General features: G+C 65.7%; 19 protein-coding genes. 4 read left to right on the forward strand and 15 right to left on the reverse strand.

Features of this window, described 5'->3' with window-relative positions; genetic code table 11:
- Positions 1–114 precede the first annotated feature (114 nt).
- Positions 115–690: an Rv3235 family protein gene (locus QM590_RS01890; RefSeq protein WP_141215337.1), complete on the forward strand. Its 576-nt coding sequence runs from the start codon at positions 115–117 to the stop codon at positions 688–690.
- Between the two features lie 37 nt (positions 691–727).
- Here QM590_RS01890 and secA read toward each other — a convergent pair whose 3' ends face one another.
- The 14 genes from secA to QM590_RS01960 all read right to left on the reverse strand — a co-directional run bounded on the left by secA (position 728) and on the right by QM590_RS01960 (position 19,465).
- On the reverse strand, positions 728–3,649 hold the full coding sequence (gene secA, locus QM590_RS01895) for a preprotein translocase subunit SecA (protein WP_269593513.1): 2,922 nt from the start codon (positions 3,647–3,649) through the stop codon (positions 728–730).
- Positions 3,650–3,956: 307 nt separating this feature from the next.
- Positions 3,957–4,625, reverse strand: a complete 669-nt coding sequence (gene hpf, locus QM590_RS01900) for a ribosome hibernation-promoting factor, HPF/YfiA family (protein ID WP_068045673.1) — start codon at positions 4,623–4,625, stop codon at positions 3,957–3,959.
- 200 nt (positions 4,626–4,825) lie between these two features.
- Positions 4,826–5,509 (reverse strand): ComF family protein, encoded by a 684-nt coding sequence (locus tag QM590_RS01905; protein ID WP_269593512.1) that lies wholly within the window; start codon positions 5,507–5,509, stop codon positions 4,826–4,828.
- Positions 5,510–5,556: 47 nt separating this feature from the next.
- The gene (gene lpqB / locus QM590_RS01910) at positions 5,557–7,335 is read right to left on the reverse strand and encodes an MtrAB system accessory lipoprotein LpqB (RefSeq protein WP_269593511.1); all 1,779 of its coding nucleotides are present in this window, start codon (positions 7,333–7,335) and stop codon (positions 5,557–5,559) included.
- Entirely contained in the window at positions 7,332–9,017 is a 1,686-nt protein-coding gene (gene mtrB, locus QM590_RS01915) for an MtrAB system histidine kinase MtrB (protein ID WP_149405450.1), read from the reverse strand. Before mtrB ends, lpqB begins: the two co-directional genes overlap by 4 nt.
- Positions 9,014–9,691, reverse strand: a complete 678-nt coding sequence (mtrA, locus tag QM590_RS01920) for an MtrAB system response regulator MtrA (RefSeq protein WP_027496508.1) — start codon at positions 9,689–9,691, stop codon at positions 9,014–9,016. The genes mtrB and mtrA overlap by 4 nt, the downstream gene beginning before the upstream one ends.
- 4 nt (positions 9,692–9,695) lie before the next feature.
- On the reverse strand, positions 9,696–10,361 hold the full coding sequence (locus QM590_RS01925; protein ID WP_269593510.1) for a dTMP kinase: 666 nt from the start codon (positions 10,359–10,361) through the stop codon (positions 9,696–9,698).
- Positions 10,362–10,372: 11 nt separating this feature from the next.
- Positions 10,373–11,857, reverse strand: a complete 1,485-nt coding sequence (gene ahcY / locus QM590_RS01930; RefSeq protein ID WP_149405448.1) for an adenosylhomocysteinase — start codon at positions 11,855–11,857, stop codon at positions 10,373–10,375.
- A gap of 124 nt (positions 11,858–11,981) precedes the next feature.
- Entirely contained in the window at positions 11,982–13,085 is a 1,104-nt protein-coding gene (locus QM590_RS01935) for an alkane 1-monooxygenase (protein WP_149405447.1), read from the reverse strand.
- Positions 13,086–13,354: 269 nt separating this feature from the next.
- Complete coding sequence (locus QM590_RS01940; RefSeq protein WP_269593509.1) at positions 13,355–14,872, reverse strand: amino acid permease; 1,518 nt, start codon at positions 14,870–14,872, stop codon at positions 13,355–13,357.
- Between the two features lie 159 nt (positions 14,873–15,031).
- Positions 15,032–16,261: a mannose-6-phosphate isomerase, class I gene (gene manA, locus QM590_RS01945; protein WP_094642319.1), complete on the reverse strand. Its 1,230-nt coding sequence runs from the start codon at positions 16,259–16,261 to the stop codon at positions 15,032–15,034.
- The gene (locus tag QM590_RS01950; protein ID WP_068045700.1) at positions 16,261–17,403 is read right to left on the reverse strand and encodes a tobH protein; all 1,143 of its coding nucleotides are present in this window, start codon (positions 17,401–17,403) and stop codon (positions 16,261–16,263) included. The genes manA and QM590_RS01950 overlap by 1 nt, the downstream gene beginning before the upstream one ends.
- 72 nt (positions 17,404–17,475) lie before the next feature.
- Positions 17,476–18,858 carry a phosphomannomutase/phosphoglucomutase gene (locus QM590_RS01955; RefSeq protein WP_269593508.1) on the reverse strand — a complete coding sequence of 461 codons (1,383 nt, stop codon included), beginning with the start codon at positions 18,856–18,858 and terminating at the stop codon, positions 17,476–17,478.
- A gap of 196 nt (positions 18,859–19,054) precedes the next feature.
- Positions 19,055–19,465, reverse strand: a complete 411-nt coding sequence (locus QM590_RS01960) for a DUF3499 domain-containing protein (protein WP_176460497.1) — start codon at positions 19,463–19,465, stop codon at positions 19,055–19,057.
- A 72-nt stretch (positions 19,466–19,537) separates the two neighbouring features.
- Between QM590_RS01960 and QM590_RS01965 the strand changes: the two genes are divergently transcribed.
- On the forward strand, positions 19,538–20,017 hold the full coding sequence (locus QM590_RS01965; protein ID WP_094642321.1) for a metallopeptidase family protein: 480 nt from the start codon (positions 19,538–19,540) through the stop codon (positions 20,015–20,017).
- Positions 20,018–20,059: 42 nt separating this feature from the next.
- Here QM590_RS01965 and QM590_RS01970 read toward each other — a convergent pair whose 3' ends face one another.
- Positions 20,060–20,293, reverse strand: a complete 234-nt coding sequence (locus tag QM590_RS01970; RefSeq protein ID WP_027496498.1) for a WhiB family transcriptional regulator — start codon at positions 20,291–20,293, stop codon at positions 20,060–20,062.
- Between the two features lie 732 nt (positions 20,294–21,025).
- Between QM590_RS01970 and cofD the strand changes: the two genes are divergently transcribed.
- Positions 21,026–22,000 carry a 2-phospho-L-lactate transferase gene (gene cofD, locus QM590_RS01975; RefSeq protein WP_269593507.1) on the forward strand — a complete coding sequence of 325 codons (975 nt, stop codon included), beginning with the start codon at positions 21,026–21,028 and terminating at the stop codon, positions 21,998–22,000.
- Positions 21,997–23,376 (forward strand): coenzyme F420-0:L-glutamate ligase, encoded by a 1,380-nt coding sequence (locus QM590_RS01980; protein WP_269593506.1) that lies wholly within the window; start codon positions 21,997–21,999, stop codon positions 23,374–23,376. Before cofD ends, QM590_RS01980 begins: the two co-directional genes overlap by 4 nt.
- Positions 23,377–23,451: the final 75 nt, after the last annotated feature.

Genomic DNA, 23,451 nt, shown 5'->3' on the forward strand with positions numbered 1-23,451 from the left:
ACCTAGAGTACGTGGCGGACGAATGTCGGTCTCGGGGTCGTTCGAGGACCGTGTCGCGTGTTGTTCCCGGGATTCGACGGGAACCGAACGCGCGCTCGGACCGTCAATGTCGGTGTGAGCGTCATCGAATCGAACGACCCGCCGCACATCGCGGACACCTCGGCCCCGGGCTCGCAACTCCGCGCCGAACATCATTGCTTTCTCTCGCGTGCCGCTCCGTTCGAGCCGCCGCTCAGCTCCGGTGCCGTGCACACGTGGGATCCAGCGGCGATCACCGATTCGCCGCCCGCCCGACACCGACCCTCCGTGCGCAGCAACCGTTCTCGACGGCGCATCGAGCCTCCCGGCCGGCCGACGGTGCCCGCCGATGCGCGCTCGAGTGCCGACCGGGCGATGCGCATGATGATCGAGGTGATCGATCGTCGACGCAGCGCAGACCAGCTGTCGCCGTTGTTCACCGCCTCGATGATCGACCTGGTGCGGACCATAGTGCGAAACCCACCGCCAGGAAGGCGACTCGGTTTCGCCGCAGTGCGTCGAGTTCATGTGGCGTATCAGTCGGATGTCTCGGCGGAGATCTTCGGCTCGTACACTCGCGGCCCACGTATGTTCGCCTTCGCGGGCCGAATCGAGCTCGCCATCGACCCGCGCCGCCCCGGGTGGACGGTCACGTCGTTGCGAGTGGGGTGAGGGTCGCGTCGCCCCGCGGCGACGCGACCGTCGTGTACTACCTCTTGCGCTTGGAGCGAGCTGCCTTCTTGGGAGCCTTGCTCTGCGTTCTCGCCGCCTCGCGACGTTCGCGGCGGGTGCCCTCGGCCGCGGACTCGCTGCCGGTCGGGGTCGGCCCGGATCGACGAACGGCAGTGCCGCCGCCCTCGGCCGGACCGGAGAAGGTCAGTCTCTGGTATTCCTGGTCGTCGAGACCCTTCGCCCGCAGCGCCGAGGGCACCGCAGGAGCAGTAGGTGCCGGAGCGGTGGGTGCGGGAGCCGTCGGTGCGGGAGCCGTCGGTGCAGGTGCCGTCGGTGCAGGTGCTGCGGCGGGTGCCGCTGCCGGGCGGCCGGAGCCCACCGGAGAGGACAGTCCAGGAGCCACTGCGAGACCTGCAGAGGCTGCCGGACCTGCCGGAGCCGGTGTGGCCTCGACCTGCAGGTTGAACAGGAAGCCGACCGACTCCTCCTTCAGGCCGTCGAGCATGCCCTGGAACATGTCGTAGCCCTCACGCTGGTATTCGACCAGCGGGTCGCGCTGCGCCATCGCGCGCAGGCCGATGCCTTCCTTGAGGTAGTCCATCTCGTAGAGGTGCTCGCGCCACTTGCGGTCGAGAACCGACAGCAGAACTCGACGCTCGAGTTCGCGCATTCCGTTCTCGCCGGCGATACCGTCGATCTCGGCCTCGCGCTTGGCGTACGCCGATCGCGCGTCCTCGAGCAGCGCCTCACGCAATTCGTCGCGGGTCAGGTCGCCCTTCTCGCCGTCCTCGTTCTCGCCGGAGAGGACCTTGTGGTCGATTCCCACCGGGTAGAGAGTCTTCAGCGCGGTCCAGAGCTGTTCCAGATCCCAGTCCTCGACGTAGCCCTCGACGGTGGCACCGTCGACGTAGGCGGTGATCACGTCGGTGATCATGCCCTCGACCTGGCCCTCCATGTCCGCACCTTCGAGGATGCGGCGGCGCTCCTCGTAGATGACGGTGCGCTGCTGGTTCATCACCTCGTCGTACTTGAGAACGTTCTTGCGGATCTCGAAGTTCTGCTGCTCCACCTGCGTCTGAGCACTCTTGATGGCCTTGGACACCATCTTGGCTTCGATCGGGACGTCGTCGGGCAGGTTGAGCCGAGTCATGATCGATTCGAGTGCGCCGCCGTTGAATCGACGCATCAACTCGTCGCCGAGAGAGAGGTAGAAACGCGATTCGCCCGGGTCACCCTGACGACCGGAGCGGCCTCGCAGCTGGTTGTCGATGCGGCGCGAATCGTGCCGTTCGGTACCGAGGACGTACAGCCCACCGGCCTCGCGCACGGTATCGGCATCGGCCTTGACCTGCGCCTTGACCTCTTCCAGCGCAGGCTCCCAGGCGGCCTCGTATTCCTCGGGGGTCTCGACCGGGTCCAAGCCCTGCTTCCGGAGCTTCAGGTCGGCGAGGATGTCCGGGTTGCCGCCGAGCACGACGTCGGTACCACGACCGGCCATGTTGGTCGCGACGGTCACCGCGCCCTGCCGGCCCGCCTCGGCGATGATCGTCGCTTCCTGCTCGTGGAACTTCGCGTTCAACACGTTGTGTGCGACGCCGCGCTTGGTGAACTGCTTCGACAGGTACTCCGAGCGCTCGACGCTCGTCGTGCCGATGAGGACCGGCTGGCCCTTGCCGTGCCGCTCGACGACGTCGTCGACGACCGCGTCGAACTTGGCCTCTTCGGTCTTGTAGATCAGGTCGCCGTTGTCCACTCGAACCATCGGACGGTTCGTCGGAATCGGAATGACGCCCAGACCGTAGATCTGATGGAGCTCGGCGGCCTCGGTCTCGGCGGTACCGGTCATGCCCGAGAGCTTGTCGTAGAGGCGGAAGTAGTTCTGCAGCGTGATCGTGGCCAGAGTCTGGTTCTCGGCCTTGATCTCCACCTTCTCCTTGGCCTCGATCGCCTGGTGCATGCCCTCGTTGTAGCGGCGTCCCACCAGGATGCGGCCGGTGAACTCGTCGACGATGATGACCTCGCCGTCGCGAACGATGTAGTCCTTGTCCTTGGTGTAAAGCTCTTTGGCCTTGATCGCGTTGTTGAGGTAGTTCACCAGCGGTGAGTTGGCGGCCTCGTACAGATTGTCGATGCCGAGCTGATCCTCGACCAGTTCGACGCCTGCCTCGTGCACACCGATGGTCCGCTTGCGGATGTCGACCTCGTAGTGGGTGTCGACCTTGAGCATCGGCGCGATACGGGCGAACTCGCCGTACCACTTGCTCGACGCATCGGCCGGTCCCGAGATGATCAGCGGCGTACGGGCCTCGTCGATGAGGATGGAGTCGACCTCGTCGACGACGGCGAAGTTGTGGCCGCGCTGCACGAGATCGTCGAGCGAGTGCGTCATGTTGTCGCGCAGGTAGTCGAAACCGAACTCGTTGTTGGTGCCGTAAGTGATGTCCGCGGCGTACGCGGCGCGGCGTTCCACCGGGGTCATGCCGGACAGGATCACGTCGACCGAGAGACCGAGGAAGCGGTGCACGCGGCCCATCCACTCCGAGTCGCGCTTGGCGAGGTAGTCGTTGACCGTCACCACGTGCACACCCTCGCCGGAGATGGCATTGAGGTAAGCCGGGAGAACACACGTCAGTGTCTTGCCCTCACCGGTCTTCATCTCGGCGATGTTGCCGAAGTGCAGAGCGGCACCGCCCATGACCTGTACGTCGAAGTGCCGCTGCGACAGCACTCTCCAGGACGCCTCACGGGCCACGGCGAAGGCCTCGGGCAGGAGCTGATCCAGGGTCTCGCCTGCGGAGTACCGCTCCTTGAACTCCGCGGTCTTGCCGCGCAGTTCGTCGTCGGAGAGGCTCTCGACTTCCGAAGACAGGGTCGAGACGTGGTCGGCGATGCTCTTGAGCCGCTTGACCATGCGACCTTCACCGACACGGAGCAGCTTGGAAAACGACAGCGACGGCACGGGCTTTCTCGTCCTCGATCCTCGGTTCACGGGTATTGGTACGAACAACACTGCATACTGCACGAGCTCACGGGTTCGTCACCACGACATCTGCGCGGCGGGTAACCCGAACGCGTCCATGGTAGGCGGTGTCGCTGTGAACCCGGCAGCCCGACTATCGGTCGTCGGAGATCGCCGGTCGGCCATTCGGACAACACCGACACAGCACTGCAGGCTCGACGTGGGGATCGAGTCTCCGGCGTCGAGCCTGCAGCGGTGAAAAGATTTCACGGACGGCGAACGTGTCGAACCGTCCCGATGGGTCCGGTCAGGTGAGTCTGATCAAGCCGTAATCGAAGGCGTGCCGTCGGTACACGACCGAGGGGCGATCGGTTGCGCTGTCGTGGAACAGGAAGAAATCGTGGCCCACGAGTTCCATTTCGTACAGTGCGTCGTCGACGCTCATCGGTGCGGCCGAGTGGGTCTTCGTCCGCACGATGTGCCCCGGGCCGCTCTGGTCGTCCTCGAAGGTGTCGAGTTTCGTGTCGGGGTCGAGTGCCAGCGTGTCGTCCTCGGCGAGTTCGGCAGTGGCCTCGGCGACGGACACGGGCCGCTTCTCGCCGTAGTGAACCTTGCGACGGTCCTTGGTGCGTCGGAGTCTGCTCTCGAGTTTCGACGTCACCGCTTCGAGTGCGGCATAGAAACTGTCGGCGCACGCTTCGGCTCGAACGACCGGGCCCTTGCCCTTCGCGGTGATCTCCACGCGTTGACATGCCTTGGCCTGGCGGCGATTTCGTTCGTGCTGCAGTTCGACGTCGAACAGGTAGATGGAGGGATCGAAGCGCTCGAGGCGAGCCAGTTTCTCGGAGACGTATATCCGGAAGTGATCCGGTATCTCGACGTTGCGGCCCTTGACCACGACGTCCGCATTGCTCTTGGCGGGTTCTTCCGAGGGCTTCTCGTCGAAGAAAACCGAGGCTTGTGAAGGGGTCGTCACGCGTACCTCCCGATATCGGCCACGCCCACTGTTGGACGCGGCAAGTGTGCATGCCGAATGGGGAACCTTCCGGCATCAAAGTCCGGGGCATCACCTCACATCTGGTCCAGTCGGTGCGTGTCCGCGACGTTAGTCGGTCATCGACTCGTGTGCCACCGTTCACCCCGAATTGGTTGTCGGCGTGTCCTTCCCCTCCGCCGTCACGCACTCGCCACCACCAGCGCTCCGGCTACCGGGACTCCGAAATCGGTTAGCACTCTTGCACATTCGGCCAACGTGGCACCTGTGGTGACGACGTCGTCGATCAGCAGAACGGTGAAGTCCGCCGATGGCGTCACGCGTGCGTCGGCGTGCGAACGAGCCAGCCCGACGGCCTCGATCCGCCCTGCCACGTTGTGCTGTCGTTGTCCCGCCGACAGTCCGACCGAATCACGTACTCCACCGGTCATGCGGAGCAACTCGGGAACGAGCACACGCTCGGGTGCCAACTGCTCGGCGGCGATTCGAGCGCATCGCAGAACGGGATCGCCTCCACGAGCCCGCGCAGCACGAGCCCGAGAGGGCGCGCAGATCAGAATCAGCGAACTCAGCTCCGGTGGATCGATCTCACCCGCGTCGCGTAGATATCCGACGGCCTCGGCGAGCGCTCGCCCGAAAGGCCGGGCCACCGACCGCCGACCTCGCTCCTTCAGCGCGATCACACCACTGCGGCGCGGCCCGCTGTACGTACCAAGGGACCAGCAGGGCACACCGGGATCGACTCGTGGCCGAACGGCGACGGGCGGGACGAACAGGGCCAGAGAACACCCTCCGCACCAGTGCTCCCCCGGCACACCGCACCCGGCGCACTCGAGGGGCAGAACCAGATCGAGGAGCGTCCGCATGGATGCGGAGTCTGCCCCGGCCCACCGACAGAGATCTGCGACCGACGTCAGCCGGGCAGAATGGGCACAGCTTTCACGCCGGCCAGACCGGTGACCTCACGCCAGTACCGGTCGCCGACCGGATCGGCGTTGTTGAGGGCGAACACGGCCCGTGCATCGGCCACGTACTCCGTTTCCGGCGAGGCGTCGACCGCCAACACCGGGGTGGTCAGGTTGCGTGACGGCAACGGATCCATCCGGGATCCGTCGACGCTCACCTGGACCACCGGGGAGTCGGTCGCGACCCGCGCGATCACGATGGTGTCGCCGGTACTCCAGTCCAAACTTGTGGCGTCGCTACCGAGTCCGATGGCCACGGCCCTCGGCTCGGTGAGGGAGTACACACCCGAGGGCTCGCGCACCACCGTTGCCACGTACACGACGCCGTCGACGATGAGCGCAGCTCGCACGCCGTCGCGGGCCAGTCGCAGCTCGGTGATCCGGTTGCCGAGTGTCGTGACGGCGGTGGCCTCGACGGGTACCACCGACACCTGGCCGGTGGAGGGATCGCGGGCGGCCCGGATGACGTTGGTGCCGTCGATCACCGCCCAGGCGGCGTTGTCGTCGGCTCCCCAGGTGGGCCGGGTGATCGATTGTCCCTCGGCCACGGGGAACGCGCCGCCGTCGTAGCTGCCGACCATGAGCGTGCTCGACGGCGCAGGGGCGGGCCGTCCGGTGTCCGCGACCCCTGCCACGAGCGTGCCGTCGTTGGACAGGGCCACCGAGCGCAGATTGCGGGCCTGCCCGAAGTACCCGGGAGCGGGAGTGGTCTCCGCCTCGTCGACGCGAAGCAAGGTGCCGGACGCGAGTGCGTGCAATCCGACACTATCGCCGGTACTGCCCAGCGGATCGAACGAGTCGACGCCTGCCGTCGTCCACCCGTCGGGCTTGGTCGTGTCGATCGGTTGACCGTCGGCGAGCAGCACGTACGGCCCGGCGACCTCGGCCGAGGCGAGGGTCCAGATCACTTGCGCAGCAAGCAGTTCACGGTCGCGATCACCCTTGTTCTGCAGGCCGCCGAAGTCGATTCTGATACCACCGAGTCCCACCCCCACCTGTGAGGTCTGACCATCGGCCTTGGTGATGGGCCCGCGAATACTCACGTCGTCGGACAGTTCGTTGCTCACCGCGGCCGACAGTGCGGACTTGGGGCCGTCGATGAGCAGCTGTACGAGCTGGTTGGCGAGCTGGTCCTGCGATCCGCTGGTCCACCGCACATCGGGCACGAGTACGCCACCGAGCGGATCGACGAAGTAGAGCGATCGCTGCTGATAGGTGTTCAGAAACGCGGATCGATCGATGACGACACCGGGGGGCAGTTTCGAGATCCGCCACTGACCGTCCACCCGTGCCATCTCGATCTCGGCGTCGAAGGTGTCCGATCCGGCCTGGTACTCGCCGCCCGAGGCCAGCATCCCGGCCGTCGCCGAGCGGATCGTGAACTGCGCGGTGTCGGGGGTTCGCGGACCGGACAGGGTGTCGATTCGATCCGCCACGACCGTCCGCGCGCCGTCGTCCCAGGTTCCCGACGCCTCCTCGGTGAGAAACTGCCGGGCGGCCTGGTGTCTGTTGGCAGAGACGGCGCTGGCCTCGAAGAAGTCGTCCAGCAGGCGATCGGGCTCACGTCCCGGCTCGGGGGCCGGAGCGCTGGTGGGCACGGCACCGGCGGTCAGGGTGCCGATGGCCTGGGGGCTGGACGACTCGGGAAGGCTGGCGCATCCGCTCACGAGGGCGACGACGAGCACACACATCGCCAGCACCCGGGTGCGACGGCACGAGAAGATCACGTCGCGGGCTCCGACGTGGCTGTCTTGGCTGCGGTGATCGCGGGAATCGGTTGTCCTTGTGCGAACTTCTTGGTGCTGGGTTTGAGGGGCAGTGGGGATCCGATCACCTTGTGCCCGCGCACGAGCGGCAGAGTGAGTCGGAAGCATGCGCCTTCGCCCAGTGCTCCCCACGCCTCGAGCTTACCGTCGTGCAAGCGGGCGTCCTCGACGCTGATCGCCAGCCCCAGGCCGGTGCCTCCGGATCGTCGAACGCGGGAGGGATCCGAGCGCCAGAACCGGTTGAACACCAGCTTCTCTTCGCCTGGTCGCAGACCGACTCCCTGATCGCGCACGACGAATGCGGCCGCGTCGGCGTCCGAGCGCAGCCGCAGCAGGACCGGCTTGCCTTCGCCGTGGTCGAGTGCGTTGGCCAGCAGATTGCGCAGAATCCGTTCCACCCGTCGGGGGTCGACCTCGGCGATGACTGCAGTCTCGGGCATGTCGACGATCACTTCGGTGCCGGTCTCGCGCGCCAGGTGCCGCACGGTCGACACTGCCGCCCGGGCGCACATCCGCAGGTCGAGTTGTTCGGCGGCCAGCTCGGCCACGCCCGCGTCGTGGCGGCTGATCTCGAGCAGGTCACCGAGCAGGGTCTCGAACCGATCGAGCTCGTTGACCAGCAGCTCCGAGGATCGCTTGAGTGCAGGCTCCAGGTCGTCGCTGGCGTCGTGGATGAGGTCTGCGGCCATCCGGACGGTGGTCAGCGGGGTGCGCAGTTCGTGGCTGACGTCGGAGGTGAATCGGCGCTGGAGGTTACCGAATTCCTCGAGCTGGGTGATCTGTTTGGAAAGACTCTCGGCCATCTCGTTGAAGGACATCGCGAGTCTGGCCATGTCGTCCTCGCCGCGGACCGGCATGCGCTCCTTGAGCCTGCCGTCGGCGAACCGCACCGCGATCCTCGACGCCGAACGAATGGGCAGAACCACCTGACGTGCGACGAGCATCGCGATCGCCGCGAGCAGCACCAACAGCACCACTGCGCCGATGAACAACGTGCCGCGTACGAGCGAGAGCGTGCGATCCTCGCTGGCCAACGGAAAGATGAGATAGAGCTGCAGGGCCGAGATGTCGGATCCGGTGGGCGATCCCATGATCAGCGCCGAGCCGGAGTACCCGCCGTCACTGTCGGTCACCGTCGCGTACTGCGAGCTGATCAGGCCCTTCTTGACGAAGTCGCGCAGGCTGTTCGGGATCTGATCGACCGGGCCCACCGAGGCCTCCGCGCGGGTGGCGTCGCCTTCCACGATCAGGACCGGATCGAACGATCCCGCAGACCCGGTGGTCGACGCGGCGTCCAGGTCCTGGTTGGTCAGCGCCGCCCTGGCTCGTTCGAGGCGCGTCGCGAGCCCGCTCGAGTCGTCGGCTCCGGCGAGGTTGCCCTCGACGGTGGTCCGTGAGCGGTCGAGTTCCTCGGTGGCTGCGGACAGCTTCGCTTCGAGCAGCCGATCGGTGATCTGAGAGGTCAGCACGACCCCGAGGATGAGGATGACCACCAGGGACAGGGTCAGCGTCGACACGACGACGCGCAGCTGCAGTGATCGACGCCAGGCATGGCCGAGCGAGGTACTCAGCGAACGAAACCAACGCAGTACGGGAGAGAACTTGCCGTTGATTCGCCGCCGAGAATGGGAAAGACGGATCACGGCGGTCCGGCCTTGTAGCCGACCCCCCTCACGGTCAACACCACCTCGGGGTTCTCCGGATCCTTCTCGACCTTGGCGCGCAGACGCTGCACGTGCACGTTGACCAGCCGGGTGTCGGCCGCGTGGCGGTAGCCCCAGACCTGTTCGAGCAAAACCTCTCGGGTGAACACCTGACGTGGCTTGCGCGCCAGTGCCACCAGCAGATCGAATTCGAGCGGGGTGAGGGAGACGAGTTCGTCACCGCGACTGACCTTGTGGGCGGGCACGTCGATGACGATGTCCGCGATGGACAGCAGTTCGGCGGGTTCGTCCTCGGTCCTGCGCAAGCGCGCACGAACACGAGCGACCAGTTCCTTCGGCTTGAAGGGCTTCATGATGTAGTCGTCCGCACCGGACTCGAGACCCAGTACGACATCGACGGTGTCGGTCTTGGCCGTCAGCATGACGATCGGCACGCCCGAGTCGGCACGCAGGACGCGGCAGACGTCGATGCCGTTCATGCCGGGAAGCATCAGATCCAGCAGCACCAGATCCGGCCGGTTCTCGCGCACGGCCGCCAGTGCTTGGGTACCGTCGCCGACCACGAAAGGCTCGAATCCCTCACCGCGCAACACGATGGTGAGCATCTCCGCCAGAGCCGAATCGTCGTCCACAACCAGAATCCGAGGCTTCATGGTCCTATGGTGTCACTTTCCGAACGCCTGATGGCTGATTGAACATGTCGGCGGCGAGTCGATCGGGATCGACGTCGGCGGTGACGACTCGCCACGGTGACACCCAGTGCGAGGCCGCGAGCCTGCCGTACGCAGCCGAGGTTCGGCTCTGCAGTGAGCCGTCCCTCTCGTAGGCGTCCCGGGTTCGAGCGACGTCCGCACTCTCACGCGCCGCCGCACGCTCGGCGGCGAGCGCCACCGGGACGTCGAGGAGAATCTGGACATCGGGAACGGGCACGGCGAATCGGTCGAATTCGAGCGACCTGATCCATTCGACGGCCTCGCCGTCCGTGGACTGCTCCAGCCGAGCCGCGGTGTAGGCGGCATTGGATGCCACGTACCGATCGAGGAGAACGATATCGTTGTCCGAGAGCAACTTTCGGATCTCGTCGCCCGCGTCCCGGCGATCGAGCGCGAACATCAGAGCCATCGCGTGCACGCTGCCCGCGGTGTCACCGTGCTCGCCGTGCAACGCCTCGGCCGCCAGATCGGCGTGCACCGACCGGCCGTACCGGGGAAACCCGATGCGCTCGACCGACAGGCCCTCACGTTGCCACGCCGAAACGAGCCGACGGGCGAGCGTGTTCTTGCCCGCTCCGTCGACTCCTTCGATGACGAACAGTTTTCCCACTGACGGTGCGGTCAGTAGCGGTAGTGCTCGGGCTTGTACGGGCCCTCGACGTCGACGCCGATGTACTCGGCCTGCTCCTTGGTGAGCTTGGTGATCGAGCCACCGAGCGCTTCGACGTGGATGCGCGCGACCTTCTCGTCCAGGTGCTTGGGCAGGCGGTAGACCTCGTTGTCGTACTCGTCCGGCTTGGTCCACAGTTCGATCTGAGCGATGACCTGGTTGGAGAAGCTGTTGCTCATGACGAACGACGGGTGGCCCGTGGCGTTGCCGAGATTGAGCAGACGGCCCTCGGACAGCACGATGATCGAGTGCCCGTCCTTGAACTGGTACTCGTCGACCTGCGGCTTGATGTTGATCCGCGTGACATCGGGGGCCTTCTCCAGACCGGCCATGTCGATCTCGTTGTCGAAGTGGCCGATGTTGCCCAGGATGGCCTGGTGCTTCATCTTGCGCATGTGCTCGAACGTGATGATCGACAGGTTGCCCGTCGAGGTGATCACGATGTCGGCCTGCTCGATGAACTCCTCGACCGTGCGCACGTCGAAGCCGTCCATGAGCGCCTGCAGGGCGTTGATCGGGTCGGCCTCGGTGACGGTCACACGTGCACCCTGGCCCTTGAGCGCCTCGGCGCAGCCCTTGCCCACGTCGCCGTAGCCACAGACCAGAACGGCCTTGCCACCGATGAGGACGTCGGTGCCGCGGTTGATGCCGTCGATCAGCGAGTGGCGGGTGCCGTACTTGTTGTCGAACTTGCTCTTGGTGACGGAGTCGTTGACGTTGATGGCGGGGAACGTGAGCTCACCCGCAGCTGCGAACTGGTACAGCCGCAGCACGCCGGTGGTGGTCTCCTCGGTGACGCCCTGCACGGACGCGGCAACCTCGGTCCACTTGGACTTCGATGCCTCGAGCGAACGACGCAGCAGGCCGAGGAACACCTTGTACTCGTCCGAATCGTGATCGTCGTCGGTCGGCGGAACCACGCCTGCCTTCTCGAACTGCGCGCCGCGCAGTACCAGCATCGTGGCGTCGCCGCCGTCGTCGAGAATCATGTTGGCGGGCTGATCGGGCCAGGTGAGCATCTGCTCCGCCGCCCACCAGTACTCTTCGAGGCTCTCGCCCTTCCACGCGAACACCGGGACGCCCTTGGGCTCCTCGACGGTGCCGTACGGGCCGACGACGACGGCCGCTGCTGCGTGATCCTGGGTGGAGAAGATGTTGCACGACGCCCACCGCACCTCGGCTCCGAGCGCAACCAACGTCTCGATCAGCACCGCGGTCTGCACGGTCATGTGCAGCGATCCCGAAACTCGCGCTCCCTTGAGCGGCTGTACGTCGGCGTATTCGCGACGCAGCGCGATCAGACCGGGCATCTCGTGCTCGGCGAGCCGAATTTCCTTGCGGCCGAATTCCGCGAGGGACAGGTCCGCGACCTTGAAGTCGATTCCACCGCGGTGTTCCACGGTGAGTGCCGATCCTGACGTAACTGAGGTCGTCATCTTGCCTCTCCTGTTGACTGAGTGTCTGCCGTCCAGGCTATCGGGTCCGCACGCTTCGGGCTCCGACTGCCCGGAAGTGCAGAGGTGGAGCCTGTCGCCTGCGACCGATCGTCGAGAACCCGCGCTATCCGTTTCGTCCGGCTCGCGCCAGGATTCGAGCCCGTTTGCGGGGCAGAATGTTCGCTCGGGTGATATCTCCCTGGTAGTGCGCCAGTACCCGCGGATCCATGACCCGACGCCACAGCGGCGGAATTGCGGCGAGCATCACCATCGAGGCGTAGCCGGCAGGGAGCTGCGGAGCCTCGTCGCAGGAGAGCAGGGTCTGGTAGCGCTTGCCCGGATTGGCGTGGTGGTCACTGTGTCGCTGCAAGTGGTACAGAAATATATTGGTGCAGATCCTGTCGCTGTTCCAGCTGTGGCGGGGCGAGCACCGAACGTATCTGCCGCGATCGTTGGTTTCCCGGAGCAGGGCGTAGTGCTCCACGTAGTTCACCATCTCGAGCAGCACGAATCCGACGACGGCCTGCAACAGCAGGTACGGCGCGATGGACCAGCCGAACACGATCAACAGCGCGCCGAACAGCACCAGACTGAGCAGCCACGTGTGCAGCAGGGCATTGGTCGGGCTTGCGACCGAGCGGCCTTTGCGCCGAAGTCGCTGCGACTCGAGCTTCCATGCGGAGCCGAGGCCCAGAATCGTGCTGCGCGGCACGAAGCTCCACACGCTCTCGCCCAGTCGTGCGCTCGCGGGGTCGTCGGGCGTCGCCACTCGAACGTGGTGTCCGCGATTGTGTTCGACGAAGAAGTGCCCGTACAGCGTCTGAGACAGGGCGATCTTGGCCAGCCACCGCTCGTGCTGCTCGATGCGGTGGCCCAGTTCGTGGGCCGCGTTGATGCCGGTACCTGCCACCAGACCGACTGTGACCGCGAGGCCGATCTTGTCCACCACGCTCAGATCGCCGTACGCCCACATCCAGCAGGCGACGAAGAGCCCGACGAACTGAACGGGCAGGAAGAGGTACGTACACCACCGGTAGTACCGGTCGTTCTGCAGCTTTTCACTGGCCGAAGCGTCCGGATTGTGCCCGTCCTCGCCTGCGATCACGTCGATCACCGGAATGATCACGAAGAACACCAGCACGCCGCTCCACCAGAACAGCGGCATGCCCGTCCAGTAGACCAACTGCGACGGCAGCAATGCCGACGCCGGGGCCAGCAGCCCCAGCATCCATAGATATCGTTTGTTGTCCTGCCAGCGAACCGACCGCTCACTGGCCTTCGAATCCCGCCCCCCGAAAGCGACACCCGAACCCTCCAACGAAGGAATTCGGCCGTCCACACTCACTGTTGCAACACCCTCTCATCGAACTTTTTGAGTCCTCCAAGTCTGTTTTCGAGGGTATAACATTCCAGCGGTTTGATGTGACGCTATCTAAATTGAGCGGAAAGTTCCTGGTCGGAACGTGAGTCGGTGCATCCGCGTCGCCGATGCCGGGGTCAGTTCCCCGACCTGTCGGTACGAGCCTTCTCGGCTTCCCGCAGTCCCATCACCGAGTGCCGCCTGCTGTACACGACGTAGATGACGACACCGGCAGCCATCCAGACCAGGAAGCGCAGCCATGTTTCGACCGACAGGTTCAGCATCAACCACAGGCACGCGAGGACCGCGAGGATCGGCACAAGGGGAACCCAGGGAACGCGGAAACCACGCTCGAGGTCGGGTCGAGTTCGGCGTAGTACCAGAACCCCGGCAGAGACCAGCACGAACGCGAACAGCGTGCCGATGTTCACCATCTCCTCCAGCGTGCCGAGCGGAACGAAAGCGGCGAGCAGGCCGACGATGACACCGACCAGAATCGTCGTTCGGACCGGCGTGCCCTTCTTTCCGGTGTGTGCCAATGCACGCGGCACCAGTCCGTCTCGCGACATCGCGAACAGCACCCGGGTCTGCCCGAGCATCAACACCATCACCACGGTCGTCAGACCGGCGAGTGCGCCGAACGAGATGATGTTCTTGGCCCAGGTCAGTCCGTTGAGCTCGAATGCGGTCGCCAGCGTGGAACTGTCACCGGCCAGATCCGTGTACTTGACCATCCCGGTCAGAACCAGAGTGACGGCCACGTACAGCACGGTGACGATCGCGAGCGACCCGAGGATTCCGCGGGGAAGTGCCTTCTGCGGTTCCTTGGTCTCTTCGGCGGTCGTCGCCACCACGTCGAATCCGATGAATGCGAAAAACACCAGGGACGCCGCGGCCAGCAGTCCGTACCAACCAAATGTGCTGCCTCCCGCGCCGGTGACGTACGAGAGCAGAGATTGATGCAGTCCCTCGCCCGTGGATCCCGGTTCCGACGGCGGAATGTAGGGGTCGTAGTTGGCGACCTTGATGTAGAAGGCTCCGAGTACGACGACGAACAGCACGACGATCACCTTGATCGCGGTGATGACCAGCGACACCCGCGAGGACAACTTGGTGCCCGATGCGATGAGCACCGTCAGGACCACCACGATCAGCAGTGCACCCCAATCGAAGTTCAGTGAACCGATCTCGAGCACCGGAGCGGCCGTACCGAGCAGATCGCCCAGATAGAGCGACCACGCCTTCGCCACCACCGCGGCTGCGAGGCCGAACTCGAGGATGAGATCCCATCCGATGATCCAGGCGATGAACTCACCGAACGCCGCGTACGAGAACGTGTACGCGCTTCCGGCCACGGGCACCGTCGACGCGAACTCCGCGTAACACAGCGCCGCGAGTCCGCAGGCGATGGCCGCGAGCACGAAGGCCAACGACACTGCCGGTCCCGCAACGTTTCCGGCGGTCCGCGCGGTCAGGGTGAAGATGCCGGCACCGACGGCGACGGCGACACCGAACACGGTCAGATCCCAGGATCCGAGTTCTTTCCGGAGCTTGGTGTCCGGTTCGTCGGTGTCCTGGATCGACTGCTCGATCGATTTGGTCCGGAACCAACCCGTCGTGCGTGGGGTCTTCGCGGGCCGGTCTGCTCTGGTCATCGGGTCTCCGTATCGCCACTTCACATCTGTCGACGGATCACCGAACTCATCCGTCACTTCGATTCACTGTGGCATCAGACTATTGCCTCCGGGCGGACCGTTCGCACAATTACGCAGTCCGAAACCGCAAGCGGCGCAACGATGACCGAATTGCCCGATCTACACGCGTCCGACGGAGGCCACGAAGACCTCGGCCTCGCCCGACTCGGCGGTCACGGTGACGGATTCGTCTGCAGCGGGTATCCAGGCAGAGCTGCCCTGCGGCACCGTCAGCCCGAACTGGGTGCCCTTCGTGGCGGCCACGACGGTGCCACTCGTGCACAGCAGGATTCTCGGGCCGGAGCCGGGCACGGCGACCGTCTCCCCCGCCGCCACCGCAGTCCGGCTCAGCGCGAATTCGGGTGCAGGCGTGGAATACAGGTAGGTCGGTCGATCGTCGGCACCCGGGGTGATGGGCGAAAGATCGGCCGGCTCGAAATCCAACACGCGCAGCAGTTCCGGGACATCGACGTGCTTGGGTGTCAGTCCTCCGCGCAACACGTTGTCGGAGTTCGCCATGATCTCCACGCCCGTCCCGCGCAGGTACGCATGCAGGTTTCCGGCGTCGAGGTACAGGCCCTGGCCGGGAGTCAATGTGACCCGATTGAGCAGCAGCGCCGCGAGCACTCCGGCGTCACCGGGATACGACTCCCCCAGCTCGAGCAGAGTTCTGGCCTCGGCGGCGAATCGTCCACCGTCCGAGCGTGCGGGACCGGAAAGATAGTCGATGCACCCCTGGGCGACCGCAGGCAGAATGTCGTCCAATGCCTGCCCCGGCAAAGTGATCCACGAGGTGAACACCGTGCGCAGGCCGGAAGCATCGGGCTGAGCGGCCAGCAGGGTTCGATACCCGCCCAAGGCGGGGACGGCCAACGCGTCGAGCAGTTCGACGGTGTCGGTGGGCCGCCGGAAACCCGCCAACGCCTCGAACTCCGTGAGGGCGACGATCAGTTCGGGCTTGTGGTTCGGATCCCGGTAGTTCCGTACCGGTGAATCGATGGGGACACCGGCGGCGTTCTCGCGAGCGAAGCCTTCACGGGCCTGAGCACTGCTGGGATGCGCCTGCAGAGACAACGGCTCTTCTGCGGCAAGCAGTTTCAACAGATACGGCAGGCGTGACTCGAAGTGCTGCGCGGAGCCGCCCAGGTGAGTGCCCGGATCTCCGTCGATCAGCGTGAGCAGTGGCGTACTGCCGCCCTCGTGCACCACGTGCGCGGAGTCGGCCGGGTGAGCTCCGAGCCAGATCTCGGCCTCGGGATGATCGGACGGCACCGGTCGGCCTTGAATTCGAGCCAGTGCTGTTCGCGAACCCCATGCGTAGGACCGAACCGCGCCTCGCAAGAGCTGCACTAGCTACCGCCCATCAACAGCAGATACGCGGCAGTGGTGTCCAACCGCGTCGCCAACACGGACATCGTGTCGAGCACCGAGAGTCTATCCGGATCCGGTGCCGGTGCGGGGTTGTCGAATTCGGATCTCGCGCGGTCGCCGCCGAACAGCGCTTCACTCGAATCGGCGAGCAACAACTCCGATTCCGGAACACCGGCAATTCGTCGTTCGGTCATCGCCCGATCGGCGTCCGAGGCCACCACGACGACGCGCATCGGCAGCGCCGGTGGCGGCCCGTCGAGCTGCTCGTCGTGAAAGAACGAGTCGAATGTCTGTGGTGTGCGCGACGATTCGACAACCGACGCCCGGATGGACGCGGCAATGACGTCGCCCAACTCCCCCGCACCGACGACGACACCCGCCACCCGCAGCAGCACCTCGCTGCCGTGCCGAGCCACCTCGACTGCGGCAGGACTGGCCCCGGTCAGCACCACCCGCCGACCGTTCAACCCACTGGCGAGGGCCTTGGCCGGATTGTGGAACATCTCGTTGGACGGGCTGTTTCGTACCGCTTCCGCGTCGAGCAGATCCGCAAGTCGAGACAAATTGGGCAGCAACGTCTTCCACGATCCGCCGGCAACCGCCCCGAGTACAGCCACGAAGGCCGCGAGGTAGCGCATCAGAGCATTGTGGTCACGAACTGCGATTCGCGGCGGAAGCCACATGACTCTGGCTCCCCGGACGGCGCGCAAGGGCCCCTCCTCCGGGGCGACCACGACGACTTCGGCCCCACGCCGGGCTGCCGCGTCCACCGACTCGGCCAGTCGCGGATCCCCGGCGTCGTCGCCCGCCACCACCACCACGTCGAGCGGGCCGATCCACGGCGGGGTTCCGGTGCTTCGGACCAGGGGCACCCCCAGGCGATCACCGAGCGCGGCGACGAGCAGGGACGCCGCCCGGCTGCTCCGCCCGTCGCCGGTCACGATCACCACACTTCGGGGACGCAGATCGGCCAACCGCTCCAGGACCGACTCGTCGACCGCGGTCGCGACGGCGCGCACCTGCGCGCCCGCCAGCGCTGCGCTACGCAAGGAGCCCTCACGATCGGCTGCGATGAGAGCATCCGAATCGTCGAGATCGACCAGAGACGACACTGCCGTCATGGCTGCGACACCTCCCCTTACGTCACCCTGCGCGAAACCGCTGTATACCCACTCATGAACCCTCGGTAACCACTATTCCAGTCCGGCGCGAACGATGCTCAATATCTCTGTCGAAAGCGCATCGACGTCCGCTCCGGTGCGTGCTTCGACGTTCAGCCGGAGCAGCGGTTCGGTGTTCGAGGCCCGGAGGTTGAACCAGGCACCGTCGGCAAGATCGACCGTCACCCCATCGAGTCGGTCGATGCCGGCAGTCCGATCGGCGAATGCCGCCAGGACCGCCTCGGTGCGTTCGGCGGCGTCGTCGACGGTCGAGTTGATCTCGCCCGATGCACTGTAGGTCTCGTAGCTGGCCATCATTTCCGACAGCGGACGGTCCTGTGCCCCGAGTGCGGCGAGAACGTGCAGCGCGGCGAGCATGCCCGAGTCTGCACCCCAGAAGTCACGGAAGTAGTAGTGCGCGGAGTGCTCCCCGCCGAAGATCGCCCCGGTGTCGGCCATCTGCTGCTTGATGAAGGAGTGCCCCACTCGGGTACGAACCGGTGTGCCACCGAGCTCGGTGACCAATTCCGGAACCGCGCGTGAGGTGATCAGATTGTGGATGACCACCGCGCCCGGTTCCTTGGCCAGTTCCCGCTCGGCCACCAGGCAGGTGACTGCGGACGGCGAGACCGGGTCGCCCTTCTCGTCGACGACGAAGCACCGATCCGCGTCGCCGTCGAAGGCGAGTCCGATATCGGCACCGGTCTCGACGACGAAACGCTGGAGATCCACCAGGTTCGCCGGATCGAGCGGATTGGCCTCGTGATTGGGAAAGCTGCCGTCGAGCTCGAAGAACAGCGGCTCGATCGTCACCGGCAACGGCCCGAACACCGCGGGCACCGTGTGACCGCCCATTCCGTTTCCGGCGTCGACGGCGATCTTCATGGATCCGATTCCCGACAGATCGACCAGGTCTCGGACGAACTGCGCGTATTCGTCGAGCACATCTCGCGATGTCGCTGTTCCGGACGGCCCGTCGAACTCCGGTACCCCATCCACCAATTCGGCTTTGACCGTGGCCAGGCCGGTGTCCTGGCCCACTGGCTTGGCACCGGCGCGGCAGAGCTTGATCCCGTTGTACTTCGCCGGATTGTGACTGGCGGTGAACATCGCTCCCGGGCAATCGAGCATGCCGGAGGCGAAGTAGAGCTGGTCGGTCGACGCCAGCCCGATGTGCACCACGTCGAGGCCCTGAGCGGTGACGCCGTCGGCGAACGCCCGTGACAGTGCGGGCGAGGAATCACGCATGTCGTGGCCGATGACGACCGAGCGCGCGGCCCCTACCTCGTCGCGAACCAGTCGTGCGAACGATGCACCGACGTCACGCACGAACGCCTCGTCGATCTGTTCACCTACGACGCCACGGACGTCGTATGCCTTGATGACGGCGTTGACGGACTCTGCGGTTCGGGCCACGAAGATTCTCCTGGTGATCGTTCTTGACGACGCCGCACATCGGCGTCGGTAATCGAGCGTCGGTAGCGGTGCGATCCACACCGAGTATCGGCATACCGCAGCTGTCCGTTTCGGTCCTGCTCGTCGAACCTTGCCAGACGGCAGACGGACCGGCCAGTCGGACCGGCGCACACCACACTCGGTGTGCTCGGGCTGCTCAGGACGTGGGGTCGGGAAGAACTCGAAGGTGCCCGCGCCTGCCCGTTCGGACGGCCGGAGCGGATCGGCGTTCGGTGTCGGACGGCCGTGAGCTCGAGCGGTCGGAGCTCTCGCGGTCCTCGGACCGGACGCGATCGCCGCGGCCGGCCTCGCGCACGGCCTCGGCCAGAGCCGTCAGGTCGTCCTCGTCGGGGCTCGACGTCGAGTAGCCACCTTCGTAACGCACCAGTTCCCAGCCCTTGGGAGCGGTGGTGGTCGACGCATGTACCTCGCACAGATCCCAGGAATGCGGTTCGTCGACTGTGGCCAGCGGCCCGACGACCGCGGTGGAATCGGAGTAGACGTATGTGAGCGTCGCAACGGCAGAACGGTTGCAACCAGGCCTGCAGCAGCCACGCAGTGATCTCACGAGTGCAGAGTATCCGGTGGGTGCAACCGACCGAACGACCGACACACCGGACGAGCGCGATAACCTCCCCCTATGCCTCGATTCTCATCCGCGCGCAGGATCACCTCTCGGTCCGTGGCCCGGCACGGACGCGGCGTCCGCGGACCGGTTCTGCCCGAGGACATCCCGGCCAGGCGCTCACGAGCGGAGAAGTTCGACCGGCTGGTGCTCGAAGCGTTCGCGCGGATCGATCATCGATGGCACGAGAAACTCTCGAAGCTCGACATCGCCGTGGACGAGGTACCCAAGATCAGGGCGTTGGACCCGGAATCGGTGACGTGGCCACCCGAGGTGGTGGCAGAGGGTCCGGTACCGCTCTCGCGACTGGTACCAGCAGGCATCGACAAGCGCGGAGAGACGACACGCGCCAGGGTGGTGCTGTTCCGGCGGCCGCTCGAGCGGCGGGCGAAGCACCCGGAGGACTTGGAAGATCTGTTGTTCGAGGTTCTCGTGGAGCAAGTGGCCACGTACCTCGGCATCGACCCCGACGAGGTCGACCCGGCCGGGGTATGAACGATCCGTGCGGTTCCGATCACCGAGACCGAACGAAACCGCTCAGCCGATTCCGCGCTTGAGCCTGCGACGCTCGCGCTCGGACAACCCGCCCCAGATACCGAACCGCTCGTCGTTGGCGAGCGCGTACTCGAGGCACTCGTCCTTGACCTCACAGCCGAGGCAGATGCGCTTCGCCTCGCGGGTGGAGCCACCCTTCTCCGGGAAGAAGGCCTCGGGATCGGTCTGCGCACACAGAGCGCGCTCTTGCCACTGATCCTCGATCTCCTCGAACATCTCGTCGAAACCCGCGACGAGACTGAGGAACGGCTTGGCCGGGGGAACCGACTCGGCGACGAACGGCATCGAGTCGACGTCGGAATCGGAATCGAGTTCTGTGTCGGAGTCCGAGTCCAGTTCGGCGTCGACGACATCGACGTCGTTGTCGGACTCGTCCGTTCGGCCGACGTACGCAGAACCCGCGTCGATCGAGACGCTCGAATCTGCGCCGATGCCGGACTCGGTTTGCGGCGCGTCGTCGACAGCGCTGAGATGTGCAGTGGGTCCGCCCCGCTGATCACGTGTCACGTGCTGGTCATACATCGCTTCCGCCTCCTCACCTGTGGTAGCGCAGATACTTTCGGTCCTCGTGTTCTCGAATACCTTGCCCCGCGCCGATATTCGATCGAGCTGGTCCAACGTGCCGATCCGACTCTCGACCTCTACTCGACGTCCAGTCAGGGACGAACAGGAAGGGAACAAGTGTTCGAAACCAGGTTCGCTGCAATCGAACTCGTGTTGCGAACACCGAATGACATACCTGTGATTAGACACGTCCAGGTGTGTCGCGGTCAAGCCGATCGCGCAAATCCAATACCATCACATGCCCGAAATCGGCGCTCTCCCCGGATCGAAGCCCGTCCCGTGCGTGTCGCATCGGTTCTCCCGGTCACAAACGGTCCCCGCGGACGTCGGCCCACGGGTGGGCGCTCACCCCGCACCACCGCAACCCCATTAGGCTCGCGTGTTGTGAAAGTTACTGTTCTGGTCGGTGGCGTCGGTGGCGCTCGGTTTCTGCAGGGTCTGAAAACCTTGTTCGGCGACGAGCCCGAGCACGAGATCACCGCCGTGGTCAACGTCGGTGACGACGTGTGGATGCACGGTCTTCGCATCTGCCCGGATCTCGACACGTGCATGTACACCCTCGGCGGAGGAATCGACACCGAGCGAGGCTGGGGGCGCATCGCGGAGACCTGGAACGCTCGGGACGAGTTGGCGGCCTACGGTGCCGATCCCGACTGGTTCGGACTCGGCGACCGTGACATCGCCACACACCTGATCCGCAGTCGCATGCTGCGCACCGGCTTTCCGCTGTCCGCCGTCACCGAAGCGCTGTGCAACCGTTGGCAACCCGGAGTTCGGCTCCTGCCCGTCACCGACGACCGCTCCGAGACCCACGTCGTCGTCACCGATCCGGACGACCCGACCGGGGACCAGCAGCGCGCAATTCACTTCCAGGAGTGGTGGGTTCGGTACCGCGCGCAGATCCCGACCCACAGCTTCGCCAACATCGGAGCCGAACAGGCAACTCCGGCACCGGGAGTCGTCGAGGCGATCGCCGAGGCCGACGCCGTCGTCCTCGCTCCGTCCAACCCGGTGGTGAGCGTCGGTGCGATCCTCGCGGTGCCGGGTATCCGCGGGGCGCTTCGCACGACGGCCGCCAAGGTGGTCGGCCTCTCCCCCGTCGTCGACGGTAAGCCGTTGCGCGGCATGGCCGACGAGTGCCTGTCCGTCATCGGAGTGGAGACCACGGCGCAGGCGGTGGGCCGTCACTACGGAAGCCGAAGCGGTACCGGCATTCTCGACGCATGGCTGGTGCACACCACCGATACGGCGGTCGTCGACGGGGTGGACGTGCAGTCGGTTCCGTTGCTGATGACCGACCCCGAGACCACTGCGGTCATGGCCCGAACCGCTCTGCGCGCAGCCGGACTCGACCTGTGACCGACACTCGCGATACCGACTCGCTCCGATCGACACCCGAGGATCACGCTCCGGGCGGCTCGATCGAGATACTGCCGGTGACCGGCCTCCCCGAGTTCCGGCCGGGCGACGATCTGGCCGCGACCGTTGCGGACCGAGCGCCGTGGTTGCGTGACGGAGACATACTGATCGTCACCAGCAAGATCATCTCGAAGGTCGAGGGCCGTCTTGTGCAGGCACCTCGCGATGCGGACGAGCGAGATGCCGCCCGCAGAGTCCTCGTGGAACAGGAAGCCGTGCGCATCGTCGCACGCAAGGGCCGAACCCTCATCACCGAGAACCGACTCGGCATCGTGCAGGCCGCGTCGGGAATCGACGGCTCCAACGTCGACGGAGGCGAACTGGCACTGCTGCCCGAGAACCCCGACGCCAGTGCCGCCGCGCTCCGCACTGCGCTCGGCGCGCTACTGGGCGTGACGGTCGCCGTGGTCGTCACCGACACGATGGGACGGGCGTGGCGGATCGGCCAGACCGACGCCGCCATCGGTGCGGCGGGCCTGGGCGTCGTGCATGCGTATGCCGGAGCCGAGGACGGTCAGGGAAACGAACTCGTGGTCACCGAGGTCGCGATCGCCGACGAGCTCGCGGCCGCAGGCGATCTGGTGAAGGGAAAGCTCGGCGGAGTTCCGATCGCGGTCGTGCGCGGACTGACCCCAGTCGACGACGGTTCCACCGCGGCGACGCTTCTGCGCGGCGGCGAGGACGACCTGTTCTGGCTCGGTACCGCCGAGGCACTCGATCGCGGTCGACGCGAGGCGCTGCTGCGCCGGCGCTCGGTGCGCTCGTTCACCGACGAACCGGTCGATCCCGACGCCGTTCGTGCGGCCGTTGCCGATGCCCTCACCGCCCCGGCCCCGCACCACACCCGTCCGGTTCGATTCGTCTGGGTCAGAACCCCTGCTGTCCGGCGTCGACTGCTCGAGACGATGCGTGAGCAATGGCGAGCCGACCTGGCCGGCGACGGGCTGAGCGAGGAGCGGATCGCCGCGAGATTGAGCCGCGGCGACATCTTGTTCGACGCCCCGGAAATCGTGATCCCGTTCTGCGTGCCCGACGGTGCGCACTCGTACCCCGACGAGAGGCGTCGAACCGCGGAGGACACGATGTTCACCGTGGCTGTCGGTGCGGCCGTGCAGGGGTTGCTCGTCGCCCTCGCGGTGCGTGAACTGGGCAGCTGCTGGATCGGTTCCACCATCTTCGCCGCCGATACCGTGCGCGCCGAACTCGGCCTGCGCGCGGATTGGAAAGCCATGGGAGCCATCGCAATCGGGCATCCCAGCGAATCGCTGACCGTTCGGGATCCGGTGGTTCCCGGGTCGTCACTGGTGGAGCTCTGACGTGTCGGCGTCGACGCCGCCTCATTCGACTCTGTGGAGTTCGGTCGAAGCATCGCTCGATCGATGGGCACCGTC

The organism is Rhodococcus sp. IEGM 1372, assembly GCF_030056835.1.
In the GTDB taxonomy this organism is placed as follows: Bacteria; Actinomycetota; Actinomycetes; order Mycobacteriales; family Mycobacteriaceae; genus Rhodococcoides.

What these genes read in the sequence shown, in the direction of transcription:
- mtrA (WP_027496508.1), bottom strand. Translation starts at nt 9,691, where the DNA reads ATGAAGCCTCGGATTCTGGTTGTGGACGACGATTCGGCTCTGGCGGAG.
- QM590_RS01965 (WP_094642321.1), top strand. Translation starts at nt 19,538, where the DNA reads ATGCCTCGATTCTCATCCGCGCGCAGGATCACCTCTCGGTCCGTGGCC.
- QM590_RS01935 (WP_149405447.1), bottom strand. Translation starts at nt 13,085, where the DNA reads ATGCTGGGGCTGCTGGCCCCGGCGTCGGCATTGCTGCCGTCGCAGTTG.
- QM590_RS01950 (WP_068045700.1), bottom strand. Translation starts at nt 17,403, where the DNA reads ATGACGGCAGTGTCGTCTCTGGTCGATCTCGACGATTCGGATGCTCTC.
- ahcY (WP_149405448.1), bottom strand. Translation starts at nt 11,857, where the DNA reads ATGACGACCTCAGTTACGTCAGGATCGGCACTCACCGTGGAACACCGC.
- QM590_RS01905 (WP_269593512.1), bottom strand. Translation starts at nt 5,509, where the DNA reads ATGCGGACGCTCCTCGATCTGGTTCTGCCCCTCGAGTGCGCCGGGTGC.
- QM590_RS01970 (WP_027496498.1), bottom strand. Translation starts at nt 20,293, where the DNA reads ATGTTCGAGGAGATCGAGGATCAGTGGCAAGAGCGCGCTCTGTGTGCG.
- QM590_RS01940 (WP_269593509.1), bottom strand. Translation starts at nt 14,872, where the DNA reads ATGACCAGAGCAGACCGGCCCGCGAAGACCCCACGCACGACGGGTTGG.